This is a genomic window from Zobellella aerophila (assembly GCF_039539325.1).
Classification (GTDB): Bacteria; Pseudomonadota; Gammaproteobacteria; order Enterobacterales; family Aeromonadaceae; genus Oceanimonas; species Oceanimonas aerophila.
Window position 1 is genome coordinate 307011 of record NZ_BAABCX010000001.1, and the last position, 13176, is coordinate 320186.

The following is a 13176-nucleotide window of genomic DNA, read 5'->3' on the forward strand; positions in this document are numbered from 1 at the left end:
GTAACCCAGCCGTGGCCGAGATTTCGAACCGAAATTGGGGAGGGGAGACAGGGTTTGCCGCAGTCGGGAGCCGGTGTCCGGCTCCCGCAGGTGTCAGGAAACCAGGTAGGAGAGGATCTCCACCACCTGCTCCGGATGGCGGCAGGTGGCCTTGGCGGCTTCGTCCACTTCCTTCAGCGCGTGATCGTGCTCGGCGTCGTGCAAGGTGATGATGGGCTTGCCCGATGCCACGGCAAAACCCGCATCGAAGGCGGCATTCCATTGTTTGTATTTGGGCCCGAAACGCACCACCACCAGATCGGCCAGCCTGATGCTGGTCGAGGTGCGGATGCTGTTGATGCCAGACGCCTTGCGATCGCGCCAGAAAGGATCTTCTTCCTGGCCTAGGATATTCACCCCGACCATGTCGCTGGCATCGTGATCGGTTACCGCCGAGCTGAAGCTGACCGGCAGGTTACGCTCCCGGGCACCGGTGATGATGCGCTCGCGCCAGTCGCTGTGGATCTCGCCGGAGAGATAGATTTGCCATATTTTTTGAGACATGAAACCCTCGTTATTGTTTACAATTTAACTTGTCAATTTAAACAGTTTTAACAGGGTAACTCAAACTTTCAAAAAGTTCAGCCTATTGCGCCGGTACCAGCCTCAGCAGCCGGCCATTCTCTTCATCGGTCAGTACATAGAGGGCGCCGTCATGTCCCTGGCCGACGGTGCGGATCCGGGCGCCGAGTTCGGTCAGCAGATGGTTTTCCTGGACTATGGTGTCGCCGTCCAGGGTCAGACGCACCAGCTTGCGGCCGGTGAGGGCGCCGATAAACAGCTGGCCACGCCACTGGGGGAACAGCTCACCGGTATAAAACAGCATGCCCGAGGGGGCGATCGAGGGCACCCAGACCCACAGGGCATCCTCCATGCCGGCCATACGGCTGCCGAGGCCGATCTTGCCGCCGCTGTAGTCTTCGCCGAAGGTCACCAGCGGCCAGCCGTAGTTGGCGCCTTTCTTGATAAGGTTGACCTCGTCACCGCCCCTGGGGCCATGCTCATTGATCCACAGGGTCCCGCTCTGGGGATGGATGGCCGCGCCCTGTATGTTGCGATGGCCGTAGCTCCAGATCTCCGGCAGGGCGCCCACCTGATTGACGAACGGGTTATCCTCCGGCACCCGGCCATCGTCGTGCAGCCGGATTATCTTGCCCAGGTGATTATCCAGCTGTTGGGCCTGGTTGCGGGCATGGACGCGTTCGCCGGTGGTGATAAACAGGAAGCCGTCCTTGTCGAAGGCCAGCCGCGAGCCAAAATGGCCTCTGCCACTGAGCTTGGGGTGCTGGGCAAACAGCAGTTTCCGGCTGATCAGGCGGTTTTCGACCAGCTTGGCACGGGCCACGGCGGTACCGGCGCCACCCGGACCCGGCTGGCTATAGCTGAAATAGATCCAGGGGTGATTGGCAAAGTCCGGGTGCAGGGCCAGGTCCATCAGGCCGCCCTGGCCGCCGACGGCGATCCTGGGCAGTCCGGTCACCTCGGCGCGGGCCCAGTCTGGACTGATGCGCCACAGCCGGCCGCCCCGTTCGCTGACCAGCATGTCGCCATTAGGCAGCTCGACCCAGCCCCAGGGATGGGACAAGTGGTCGGCGACCACTTCCACCCGGTAGTCCTGGGCGAAGGTATTCAGGCAGAGCAGCAGGAGCAGGCTGAAGAGGATGCGCATAAGGATCTACCCGTGGTGTGCATAAGCGGTTAACGACTCATGTCATTCACTATAGCCGTGGTGAGGAAGTCGGGGAAAGCCCGCCTACTGGTCGTCCTCGCACAAGGGGATGACGTCGACGGCAACCTCGGGATGATCGTTGCCGCCGCCGTGCATCACGCCTTTGAGCGGGGTTACATCGGCGAAGTCCCGTCCCCAGCCGAGGATGATATAACGCTGGTCCGGCAGGCTGCCGTTGGTGGGATCGATTTCCAGCCAGCCCCAGCCCGGGATAAAGACCGCCAGCCAGGCGTGGGTGGCATCGACCCCCTGCAGCTTGGGTTTTCCCGGCGGCGGCAGGGTTTCCAGATAGCCGCTGACATAGCGCGCCGCCAGCCCGAGCGAACGCAGACAACCGATGGCCAGATGAGCGAAATCCTGGCAGACCCCCCGGCGGCTTTGCAGCACATCCAGAATGGGGGTAGCGATGGTGGTGTGTTCGGGATCATAGGCAAATTCGGTAAACAACTGCTGATTGAAGGCAAGCACCGCCTCCACCAAGGGGCGTCTGGCAGTGAAGCTGTCGCGGGCATAGTTGGCCAGGGCCGGATCCTGGCGGATAAAATCCGAATCCAGCCTGAACAGGCGGGCTTCCAGCTCATCCGCCACGGCGGTGGGAGGCGCTTGCAGCTTGCCGGGCGCGCCTATATTGGCCGCCGTTTCCCAGGGGGTCGGCCGGGCCGGATCCGGCTGGGGGCGGGAGGAGGTGGTGATCCGGCTGGTGGCGATCACTTCCAGGCTGGTATGCAGCTCCTGAATGGAGAAATAGCTGACGTGATTGCCAAAAAAGTCGCGCCGGGCGCGCAGGCGTGCCGGCAGGGGGGAGATCTCCAGCCGCATCTGCCTGCTCTGCTGCCAGGGCAGCTCCCTCGGTTGCAGGCGGGCCTCATTGTGGCTCAGGGTCACGGCTCCCGAGTAGCCGTAGCGGGTGGTATGGCGCAGTTGATACTTCATAAGGTGGCTGCCTGCAGAAGATGGGGATAAGGGCGCATCATGGCAGGGGACTCTGCATGGTCACCAGTTGCCTCGGCGCCTCAACATGGCTGAAATGACTGTGGGAAACGGCATTGGACAGCTCCGACAGCGGGGATATCAGCTGATCGAGCAGGCTGCTCAGGGCTTGCTGGGCATCTTCCGAACACGCCAGGTTGGTCAGCAGGTTGATGTCGGTCAGGTGCAGGGCGCTGCTGGCCTGAATGACGAGGCGGGTTTCCTGATTGCGATAGGGGCTGTTATCCAGCTTGGGCAGGTGTTCTATCTGGCGCTCCAGGCGCCTGAGCATATAGCCCACGGAGCGGGGATTGGTTTCATCGAACAGCAACAGGTCCAGGATGGCCGCGGGGTGCAGCTGTGAGCGGTAGCGGCGGCGGTAAACGGTGAAGTTGTCGGTGGTGGCCAGCACCACTTCCCACAGCGGGATTCCCGGACGGCGCGCCGTCAGTAGCGCCAGCTTGAGCAGTGCCAGGGTACAGAGGATGCGCTCGATAAAACGGCCGAGATCGAGAAAGCGCCAGCCATAATGGTGGGGCATAGTTTCGTTGCACAGGCCGAAGAAAGCCGCCAGATCGGTGACAACACCCTCCAGATGGCGCTGCCCTCCCGCCGCGCCTTGGGATTGGGGCATGTCGTTGAATTTTTGCCGCAGGCTGTTCACGGTGCGCCAGGCATCATCGCCCAGATGATCGCGCACCGCCCGGCAGTTGCGCAGGACATGGCTGAACAACCAGGGCAGGCCATCCGGATGATCCTCGGCAAACAGCGCCAGCAGGCGGTTGCGCAAGAGGATGTATCCTCGCTTGTAGTGGTTGCCGTTGTCCTGCTCCCGGACCGGAGCGGTCATGTCTTCCGCTTTCGGATAGGTCAGCTCCAGTGCCGTGAACAGATCCGGTAGCAGGCTGGCTTCCGTCTCTTTCAGGTCTTCCTGCAGCAGGCAGGCGAAGGCCTCGCGCAACAGCCGGGAGCGGATATCCAGCCGTTCGCCGTAACGTCCGATCCAGAACAGGCTGTCCGCCACCCGGGAAGGCAGATCCATGCCGTCCCGGGTCACCACTATGGGGCCGTGGGCCTGGCGCAGCAGGCTGATATGGGGCTGGGGTACCGGCGCCAGTACCCAGATATCTTTGACGATACGGCTTTCCATCAGCGGCGTGCCGGCATCCCCGACCCAGGCCAGTCCGCCCGGCATGATACGGTATTGCCGCGCCAGCGGTGCTTTCTTGACATCCTCCGGCTCAACCAGGCTGAACAGGCGCAGGTTGACTGGCCGGGGGACGAGCCGGCGGGTGTTGGTGTCGAATACGGGGGCGGTGGCGGTACATGGACGGGCCCTGGCCACAAACAGGTAGGGCTGCTTACCGATGCGCTGATAGAGCGCCTTCTGTTCCTGGCTGGACAGGGTTTCCGGCTTGATCAGGATGGCCGGCGCTCGGATATCGTGCAGCAGCCAACGGCCGGTTTCTGCCAGCACCTGCTTGAGGTGCTCGGGCTGGCCACACCAGAGGATGGCGAGGCCCTGCAGCAACAGCTCCTCGCCCAACAGGTGTCGGCACAGTTGCGGCAGGAACAGGGCCAGGGCTGGATGCTCGAGAATACCGGTACCCAGCCCATTGGCAATTTCCACCTCCCCGTTGCGCGCGGCCTGCATCAGCCCGGGCACACCCAGCAGGGAATCCCCGCGCAGCTCCAGAGGATCGCACCAGGGGTCGTTGATCTGGCGCAGGATAACGTCTACCTGCTGGAGGCCGCCCAGGGTGCGCATGGCTACCTGGCCGTCGCGGACCACCAGATCGGCCCCTTCTACCAGGGAAAAGTTCATATAGTTGGCCAACCAGGCATGTTCAAAATACCCCGGGCTGCCGGGGCCGGGAGAGAGCAGTACTATGTTGGGTTGTTCCCGCGGACCGTTGCACAGGGCGGCCAGGCAGCGATGCTGGGCCTGCAGGAAACCGGCCAGCCGCTTGAGCGGTGCTTCTCGGTAGAGGTTGGGCAGGGCGCGGGCCAGGGTGATGCGGTTTTCCAGGGCATAGCCGGTGCCGGCAGGGGACTGAGTCCAGTCACCCAGCACCTGCCATTGGCCGTCGGCATTGCGGATCAGGTCGGTGCCGGAAAATATCACCCGGGGGCGCGTCTGCGCCGGGGGGACGTCGGTTGCGGGAAACAGAAAACTGGGGTGGGTGTAGATAAGCTCCGGCGGCAGCAGGCCCTCATGTATCGTTTGCCGCTCGCCATAGAGATCCTCTACCAGGACCTCCAGCAGGCGGGCCCGCTGGGCAAGCCCCACTTCCAGTTGTCGCCATTCTTCGGTGCCGATGACGAAGGGCAGGCAATCCAGTTGCCAGGAGCGCAGCTTGCCCGGGTCATCCTCATAGGTGTTGAAGGTCACGCCGTTTTCGTGGAGCAGGTCCTGCGCTTCTTCACTGCGGCCCAGCAAGGCGTCCATACCCAGCTGACCGAGCTCGTCGAGTACCGGCTGCCAGTGGGCAGGGATCTGCCCATCCCGGCTGACCATCTGGTCATGGGCAGGGGGCTGGAGTTTACCGGCATAGTCGGCCAGCAGGGCCTGAATTTCGGCGCTGAGACTGTGGGGATCTATCATCCGGATTACCCTTATGGCTGACCAATGCCGCCAGCACTGAACATGAGTGTATGAAATTATATGTCAGCATCGTCGCCAGGGAGGTGGTAACGACGCAAATCCAGGGTGTGGGGATATTCCCCGGGCGGGGTTTCCGGCGGAATGCTGAGCGGACCCTGGGTATGGCCCTGAGCCCAGAAGCGGCTCAGTCGGCGGGCCTCGGCCTCATTGGCGTTGACCGGGAAGCGTTCATAGCTGAGGCCGGCCGGGTGTACCACATGATAGGTACAGCCGCCCAGGGAGCGCAGATGCCAGCTATCGACAAGATCGAACACCAGCGGGGCCTGCACCGGGATCAGTGGGTGCAGGGCGGAGGGCGGCTGCCAGGCGCGGTAACGGACCCCGGCCACCGCTTCGCCAGTGGTTTCCGTGGGCTGCAACGGTACCCGCCGGCCATTGCAGGTCAGTACATGGCGGGCCGGATTGTAGCCGAACACTCGCACCTGCAGGCGCTCTACCGAGGAGTCCACATAACGAGCCGTGCCACCGCCCCTGACCTCCTCGCCCAGCACGTGCCAGGGCTCAATGGCCTGGCGTAGCTCAATCTGCACCTGGTCGTAGCACACCTGGCCATACAGCGGGAAGCGGAATTCCAGGAAAGGGGAGAACCATTGCGGTTTGAAATTCAGTCCATGACGGCGCAGATCCCCTAGTACATCCAGCAGATCGGCCCACAGATAGTGGGGCAGCAGCCAACGATCATGCAGCCCGGTGCCCCAGCGCACCAGGGGCTTGCGGTAAGGAGCGGCGGCAAAGCGGGCCACCAGGGCGCGGATCAGCAGCTGCTGCATCAGGCTCATGCGCGCGTGCGGCGGCATTTCAAAGCTGCGCAGTTCGACCAGGCCAAGTCGGCCGCGGGGGCTGTCCGGCGAGTACAGCTTGTCGATACAGAATTCGGCCCTGTGGGTGTTGCCGGTGATGTCGGTAAGCAGGTTGCGCAGCAGCCGATCCACCATCCAGGGTTGCGGTACTTCTCCCGCCGGCATCTGTTGTAGGGCGATTTCCAGTTCGTAGAGGGCCTCGTGGCGGGCTTCGTCGATACGCGGCGCTTGGCTGGTCGGTCCCATGAACAAGCCGGTGAACAGATAGGACAGGCTGGGGTGGTGCTGCCAGTAGGTGAGCATGCTGGCCAGCAGATCGGGACGGCGCAGGAAGGGGGAATCCGCCGGGGTTTCCCCGCCCAGGGTAACATGATTGCCGCCGCCGGTGCCGGTATGGCGGCCGTCGAGCATGAACTTTTCCGTACCCAGCCGAGACTGCCGAGCTTCCTCATACAGGCGCTGGGTATGGTCGACCAGCTCGCGCCAGCTGTGCGCCGGCATGATGTTCACCTCGATCACCCCCGGATCCGGGGTGATCATGAATTTTTCCAGGCGCGGATCGGATGGGGGGGCATAGCCCTCTATACAGACAGGCATGGCCAGCCCGGAGGCGGTCTGCTCGATACAGGCCAGCAGCTCCAGGTAGTCCTCCAGCTTGGCCAGCGGGGGCATGAACACGAACAGCTTGCCGTCGCGGGGCTCGATACAGAGCGCGGTATGGATGATGCCCGGCTGGCTGTCCAGGCTCTGTTCCTGCCACTCCTGGCCCGGCGTCTGCCGATGGTGGCCATCCAGGCGTTGCTGTTGCCAGGCGCTGTAGCGGCTGGCCACCTCGCCATGCAGGTCGGGCAGGGGCGGTCGGGGCTCGAATAGGGAGGCGGGCTGCGGCTGCTCGTCCCGCCCGGCCAGCGGCAGGGCGGAGAGCGGCAGGCGTAATCCCATGGGGGAATCCCCCGGGATCAGATACAACTGCTCCCGTCGTACCGGCCAGCAACCGGAGCGCCAGCAGTTACGGCGCAGATCCCGCCCCAGGGGCAGGGCGAAGCCGGTGATCTCGTCCAGTCCGCGCTCAAGCAGCCGGACCAGGCGACGACGGTTGTCTTCGTCTTTCAGATCCTCGCCCCGTAGGTCGATATCCACCGGTTGCTGGCGCTCCAGCCACAGGTAGTAGTAGGCGTCCTCATAGCAGGGGATCAGCCAGCGGCTGCCGACCCCCAGGCGATGGGTCAGCGCCTCGGCAAACTGCCGTGCCTGTCCTGTGGTGATGCCATACTCCCGTTCGACGTCGGCCAGCAGTGCGTAGTCGCGCCACACGGGCAGGCCGTCCTTGCGCCAGTAGCAGGCCAGCTCCCAGCGGGGTAACGGCTCGCCCGGATACCATTTGCCCTGCTGATAGTGGAGCAGGCCACCGGGCGCGAAGTGGGGGCGCAGGCGCCGGAGCAGCACTTCCGCCAGGCGGCGCTTGTGGTCCCCCAGGGCGGCCAGGGTCCATTCCGGGGATTCCATGTCGTCAATCGAGACGAAGGTGGGTTCACCGCCCATGGTCAGGCGCAGATCCTGCGCCTGGAGCCGTTGATCGACCCGCTCGCCCAGGGCATGGATTTCCTGCCATTGGGCGTCCGTGTAGGGCTTGGTCACCCGCGGGTCTTCATGGATGCGGGTCACGCTCATCTCGACACTGAAGTCCACCTCGCAGGGGTCGGTGAAGCCGGTGATGGGGGCCGCGCCCGAGGGGTCGGGGGTGGCGGCCAGGGGCAGGTGTCCTTCGCCGGCAAAGAGGCCCGAGGTCGGGTCCAGGCCAATCCAGCCGGCACCGGGTATATAGACCTCGGTCCAGGCATGGAGATCGGTGAAATCCACCTCGGTGCCGGAAGGGCCGTCCAGCGCCTTCACATCGGCGGTAAGCTGGATGAGATAGCCGGACACAAAACGGGCCGCCAGCCCCAGGTGGCGCAGGATCTGCACCAGCAACCAGGCGGTGTCGCGGCACGAGCCCCGACGTTTTTCCAGGGTCTCTTCGGCGGTCTGTACCCCGACTTCCAGGCGGATGCTGTAGTCAATGTCTTGCTCGAGCCGCCGATTCAGGCTTACCAGGAAATCCACCACCCGCTGTGGTGTGTTGGACACGCCCCCGAGCCAGGCCTTCAGCAAGGGACCCGACTCGGCCAGCTCGAGATAGGGCGCCAAATCCTTTTTCAGGGCGTCTGGATAATGAAATGGAAAAGACTCGGCGTACTGTTCCGGAAAGAAGTCGAAGGGATTGATCACCGTCAGGGGGACTATCAGCTCCACGTCCACCTGCAGACGGGACAATTTTTCCCGAAACACCAGACGGGCCAAGTGATTGCCGAAGGGATCCTGCTGCCAGTTGATAAAGTAGTCGCCGCCGGAGACCTTCAACGAGTAGGCATCGATCGGAGTCCGGCAATGGGGGGCCGGCCGCAAGCGGATCAGATGGGGTGACAGGGTCACGGCTTGGTCAAACTCGTAGCGGGTTGAATGCTTCAGTGCAACGCGAATAGTCATGGTTCCGGATCCGGCTAAAGTACGTGAATGCTGTTCACCTGGATTGGGGTGGTAATGGCGATGCCATCCATACCTTTATAGTCGGATTTGTCCGCGACGGTATGATTGATTTGTAAGCTGCGACGGCAGGGTGAAGTCGGCGACCTTTCCTCTTAACTGTTTGATATCGGGGCTAGGCCACCATGCCTGAATAACGGTGCCTCATTGTGCTGCAAGGACCAGATCGAATGCAGACTTTAGGGTAGTCGGTGGGAAAGTCATTAATCTCGTTTTACGCTTAACTGATAAGTATGAGGGTGTGTTCCGATACTGCTCATGATGTCATCGCCGCCCCAACAGGGCACGCGCAAGGCAGCAGGCGCAAGGCATAGTGGGCCTACGGTCAGGCTGCTAACGCAGGGCGCGCCCTGTTGGGCCATGACCCGAAGGGCTGAGGCCGTGCCGCCCCGTTGCGGCGTTGCTTACCACTGATTTGGGCCCACCACACTGCGTGGTGCGCGTCTTGCCACGACGCGGCACAGCCTCAGCCGCAGTAACGGAACACACCCTAGGGCTAAGCTGCAGTATATGGCACAGCAGTTGGGGTGCCAGGGGCGAGCGCAGCCGGGGAAAGAGCCATGCCTTAAGCAACCCAGGAAACCAGGCGATGAGCAAACTGAACTGGCATGACTATGCCGGCGATCGATTTTACGACGAGCTGATTGCGACTTCCGGCGATCCTCGTCCGGCCGCGAAAATGCTGTGCGAGTATCTGGCGGAGCTCGACTCCGATGAGCTGGCCGAGCACAAGGCCGCCGCCGAGGTGGTGATCCAGGCCATGGGCATCACCTTTACGGTTTACAGCGAAGGCAGCATGATCGACCGGGCCTGGCCGTTCGATATAGTGCCGCGGGTGATGCCGTTGCCGGAGTGGCGAACCACCGAAGCCGGCCTGAAACAGCGGGTGCAGGCGCTGAACCTGTTTATCGATGATCTCTATCAGGAGCAGCGCATCGTCAGGGATGGGGTCTTGCCGGCCGAGGTGCTGGCCCAGTCGGCCAACTTCCGGCCCCAGTGTGTGGGCATCCGCCCGCCGCACCGGGTATGGGCCCATATCTGTGGCTCGGATCTGGTGCGCGACGGGGACGGCACCCTCTATGTGCTGGAAGACAACCTGCGGGTGCCCTCCGGGGTGTCCTATATGCTGGAAAATCGTAATGTCACCAAACGGGTATTGCCCGAACTCTTTGCCACCGGACGCATCCAGCCCCTCGATGACTATACCGCGCAACTTTATGACATGCTGGCGTCCATGTCGCCGCGCGCGGGGGACGAGCCGCAGATAGTGGTGCTGACCCCGGGGATCTACAATTCGGCCTATTTTGAGCACTCCTACCTGGCCCAGCAGATGGGGGTCGAGCTGGTGGAAGGCTCTGATCTGGTGGTATTGGATGATGACTGTGTCTATATGCGCACCGTGGATGGGCTGAAGCGGGTGGATGTGATTTACCGACGCATCGACGATCTGTTCCTGGATCCCGAGGTGTTTCGCCCCGATTCCACGCTCGGGGTGCCCGGGCTGATGCGTGCCTGGCGCGGCGGCAAGGTGGCGTTGGCCAACGCCCCGGGGGCCGGTGTGGCCGACGACAAGGTGATCTATGCCTTCGTGCCGGACATCATCCGCTATTACCTGGGCCAAGAGCCCTTGTTACCCAATGTGCCCAGCTATCTGTGTCTGTTCGAAGAGGATCGTAATTACGTGCTGGCCAACCTCGACCAGCTGGTGGTGAAACCGGCCAATGAATCGGGCGGCTATGGCATGTTGATCGGGCCGCACGCCAGCCGGGAAGAACGGGCAGCCTTTGCCAATCTGATCAAGGCTAATCCGAGAAACTATATGGCGCAGCCGACCCTGACCCTGTCGACCTCGCCGACCCTGTGTGAGCGGGGCATGGAGCCCCGCCATGTGGACTTGCGGCCATTTATCCTCTCGGGAGAGAGCACCTATGTCACCATGGGTGGGCTGACCCGGGTTGCCTTGAACAAGGGCTCGCTGGTGGTGAATTCTTCCCAGGGCGGGGGCAGCAAGGACACCTGGATTGTGGATGTGTAGGGAGGCGAGGCATGTTGTCGCGAGTGGCCGAGAATATCTACTGGCTGGCCCGCTATCTGGAGCGGGTGGAAGATACGGCAAGGCTGATCAGCGTGAACAGTCATCTGCTGCTGGATTTCCCCAAGGCGTCCGGCCTGGGCTGGTCTTCCCTGGTGACCATCACCGGCAGTGAGGCGCTGTTTAACACCCATTACAGCCAACATGATGAAACCAGTGTGCTGTGCTTTCTCTGTGGTGACCGGCGCTATCCCGGCGCCATTATTTCCTCCCTGGCCGCGACCAGGGAGGCGCTGCGCAGCACCCGCGATGTGATGCCCCCCAGCGTCTGGGAAGAGGTCAACCAGCTCTACATCTCGGTTTGCAAGCAGGTGGGGCGGGGGAGCATACCGCGCAATCGCGATGCCTTTCTCAACGGGGTGATCCGCAGCTGCGAAACGGTCAACGGCATGATCGCCGGCACCCTGAGCCATACCCAGGTGCGTACATTTCTGACCTTGGGGCAGCAGCTTGAACGGGCGGATATGACCACCCGCATCATAGATGTACGCTCGGCGAACCTGCTGCCACGCGGCACCGAAGAAATCATGCCGTTTGAAACATTACAGTGGATGAGCGTGCTGAAATCACTCACCGGCTATCAGATGTACCGCCAGCAGGTCAAGCTGGGCGTCAAGGGCCCGGATGTGCTGCGTTTCTTGCTGCAGGACAAGCGTTTCCCCAGAGCCGTGGCCTGTTGCCTGTGGCGGCTGTCCAACAAGCTCAGAGAGCTGCCCCGGCATGCCCCCGCCCTGACCGCCGCCAAGCGTTGCCTGGCCCATGTGACCGGGGCCCGGGTCAACGAGCTGGCCAGAGAGCCGGACCTACTGAATGCTTTTATCGATCGGGTCCAGATTGACCTGAATGAGCTGCACGGGGAGATCGGCCACAGCTGGTTCACCTCTTTCGAGTGCGTTGACTCACAGGTGCAGGAGCAGAAGCAAAGCTGACGCCTTGGATTCCGGCCCCATGCGGGGGCCGGCAGGTTGCTCAATCGAAATAAGAGCAGCAGTAGTCGACCAGGCTGTGGACCTTCAGTTTGAAGATGGCGTTGGCGGGCACATTGAAGGACTCGCCGCCCTTGACGGCCTGCCAGTCTTCGCTGCCGGGCAGCTGCACGTCCAGTTCACCGTCGAGGATTTCCATCAGTTCGGCGGCGGCGGTGTCGAAGGTGTATTCGCCGGGCAGCATGATCCCTAAGGTCTTGCGGCTGCCGTCGGCAAACTTAACAACCCGGCTGGTGACTTTGCCACCGTCGTAGACGTTGGCTTTCTTGATGACGGTAACGTTGTCGAATTGAGTCATGATACTTCCTGTATTGATGCGAAAAACGGGCTCCGTTTATAGCACAAAGCCTGCCGGCTGAAACCGATTTTTTAATCGCCCAGTGCCAGCCGGACTGCCGCCTGGGCATGGATGCGGGTGGTATCGAACAGCGGCAGCCGGGTATGGGAGGGCTCCACCAGCATGCCGATTTCGGTGCAACCTTCCACTATGCCTTCGGCTCCGGCCTGCTTGAGCTCGGCCATCATATAGAGCAGTTCCCGGCGTGACGGGTCGGTGAAGTTGCCCAGGCACAGCTCTTCAAAAATAATGCGGTTGAGCCGGTCCTGGGCCGCCGGTGTTGGCACAACTACGCTCAGGCCATGGGCCGCCAGCCGGTTGGCATAAAAGGGGTCCGTCATGGTGGTGCGGGTGCCGAGCAGGCCTACCGAGGTCAGACCCTGGGCCTTGATCGCCTCGGCGGTGACGTCGATCAGATGCAGCAGGGGGATATCGATGGCGGCGGCGATATCGTCGGCCACCTTGTGCATGGTGTTGGTGCCCAGCATCAGGAAGTCGGCCCCGGCTGCTTCCACCTGCTTTGCCGCCCGGCACAGCTGGCGGCTGACGGCATCCCAGTCGTCCTCCTGCATCCATCTGGCCAGGGGATCGAAGTCGACACTGATCATGGCGATGGGAGCCGAGTGCAGACCGCCTCTGGCCGCCTTGACGCCTTCGTTGAGCAGTTTGTAATAATGGCCGGTGCTTTCCCAGCTCATGCCGCCGAGTAAACCTATGGTTTTCATTGTTTTGCCCTCTGTCGGTACCGACCATCGGCACCGCGTGAATGTGATAATAAGCCTTGGGGCAAAACCGGAAAAAACAAGCCGGTATTCCCGATTTATCGCATGCGTTCACGAGGGCGGCTGAGGATGAGAGAAGATAATAGCGGCGGTCCGGCCCTGTTCGGCCTCATCCACGGCCGCATTTTTTCTCTTCAAATCGGCACCGGGGCACGGTAGTTTATTTTTATATCAGCGGATATCAGGGATGTGCA

General features: G+C 62.2%; 9 protein-coding genes. 2 read left to right on the forward strand and 7 right to left on the reverse strand.

The features are described from left to right. Positions 1–93: 93 nt before the first annotated feature. The 5 genes from ABD806_RS01465 to ABD806_RS01485 all read right to left on the reverse strand — a co-directional run bounded on the left by ABD806_RS01465 (position 94) and on the right by ABD806_RS01485 (position 8728). A complete protein-coding gene (locus ABD806_RS01465) occupies positions 94–543 on the reverse strand; it encodes a YtoQ family protein (protein WP_344954010.1) in 450 nt (149 codons plus the stop codon). Positions 544–625: 82 nt separating this feature from the next. After that, entirely contained in the window at positions 626–1708 is a 1083-nt protein-coding gene (locus ABD806_RS01470) for a PQQ-dependent sugar dehydrogenase (RefSeq protein WP_344954012.1), read from the reverse strand. 84 nt (positions 1709–1792) lie between these two features. Then, on the reverse strand, positions 1793–2701 hold the full coding sequence (locus ABD806_RS01475; RefSeq protein ID WP_344954014.1) for a transglutaminase family protein: 909 nt from the start codon (positions 2699–2701) through the stop codon (positions 1793–1795). Between the two features lie 37 nt (positions 2702–2738). After that, positions 2739–5342, reverse strand: a complete 2604-nt coding sequence (locus ABD806_RS01480; protein ID WP_344954016.1) for a circularly permuted type 2 ATP-grasp protein — start codon at positions 5340–5342, stop codon at positions 2739–2741. Positions 5343–5398: 56 nt separating this feature from the next. Continuing rightward, on the reverse strand, positions 5399–8728 hold the full coding sequence (locus ABD806_RS01485) for a transglutaminase family protein (RefSeq protein WP_344954018.1): 3330 nt from the start codon (positions 8726–8728) through the stop codon (positions 5399–5401). A 646-nt stretch (positions 8729–9374) separates the two neighbouring features. Here ABD806_RS01485 and ABD806_RS01490 point away from each other — a divergent pair. Beyond that, complete coding sequence (locus ABD806_RS01490) at positions 9375–10820, forward strand: circularly permuted type 2 ATP-grasp protein (RefSeq protein WP_344954020.1); 1446 nt, start codon at positions 9375–9377, stop codon at positions 10818–10820. Between the two features lie 11 nt (positions 10821–10831). After that, complete coding sequence (locus ABD806_RS01495; RefSeq protein WP_344954022.1) at positions 10832–11806, forward strand: alpha-E domain-containing protein; 975 nt, start codon at positions 10832–10834, stop codon at positions 11804–11806. Positions 11807–11846: 40 nt separating this feature from the next. Here ABD806_RS01495 and ppnP read toward each other — a convergent pair whose 3' ends face one another. Together ppnP and ABD806_RS01505 are read right to left on the reverse strand one after the other, a co-directional pair. After that, positions 11847–12161, reverse strand: a complete 315-nt coding sequence (ppnP, locus tag ABD806_RS01500) for a pyrimidine/purine nucleoside phosphorylase (RefSeq protein ID WP_344954024.1) — start codon at positions 12159–12161, stop codon at positions 11847–11849. Between the two features lie 71 nt (positions 12162–12232). After that, on the reverse strand, positions 12233–12925 hold the full coding sequence (locus ABD806_RS01505) for an aspartate/glutamate racemase family protein (RefSeq protein ID WP_344954026.1): 693 nt from the start codon (positions 12923–12925) through the stop codon (positions 12233–12235). Between the last annotated feature and the right edge of the window lie 251 nt (positions 12926–13176).

What these genes read in the sequence shown, in the direction of transcription:
- ABD806_RS01470 (WP_344954012.1), bottom strand. Translation starts at nt 1,708, where the DNA reads ATGCGCATCCTCTTCAGCCTGCTCCTGCTGCTCTGCCTGAATACCTTC.
- ABD806_RS01505 (WP_344954026.1), bottom strand. Translation starts at nt 12,925, where the DNA reads ATGAAAACCATAGGTTTACTCGGCGGCATGAGCTGGGAAAGCACCGGC.
- ABD806_RS01490 (WP_344954020.1), top strand. Translation starts at nt 9,375, where the DNA reads ATGAGCAAACTGAACTGGCATGACTATGCCGGCGATCGATTTTACGAC.
- ABD806_RS01495 (WP_344954022.1), top strand. Translation starts at nt 10,832, where the DNA reads ATGTTGTCGCGAGTGGCCGAGAATATCTACTGGCTGGCCCGCTATCTG.
- ppnP (WP_344954024.1), bottom strand. Translation starts at nt 12,161, where the DNA reads ATGACTCAATTCGACAACGTTACCGTCATCAAGAAAGCCAACGTCTAC.
- ABD806_RS01480 (WP_344954016.1), bottom strand. Translation starts at nt 5,342, where the DNA reads ATGATAGATCCCCACAGTCTCAGCGCCGAAATTCAGGCCCTGCTGGCC.
- ABD806_RS01465 (WP_344954010.1), bottom strand. Translation starts at nt 543, where the DNA reads ATGTCTCAAAAAATATGGCAAATCTATCTCTCCGGCGAGATCCACAGC.
- ABD806_RS01485 (WP_344954018.1), bottom strand. Translation starts at nt 8,728, where the DNA reads ATGACTATTCGCGTTGCACTGAAGCATTCAACCCGCTACGAGTTTGAC.
- ABD806_RS01475 (WP_344954014.1), bottom strand. Translation starts at nt 2,701, where the DNA reads ATGAAGTATCAACTGCGCCATACCACCCGCTACGGCTACTCGGGAGCC.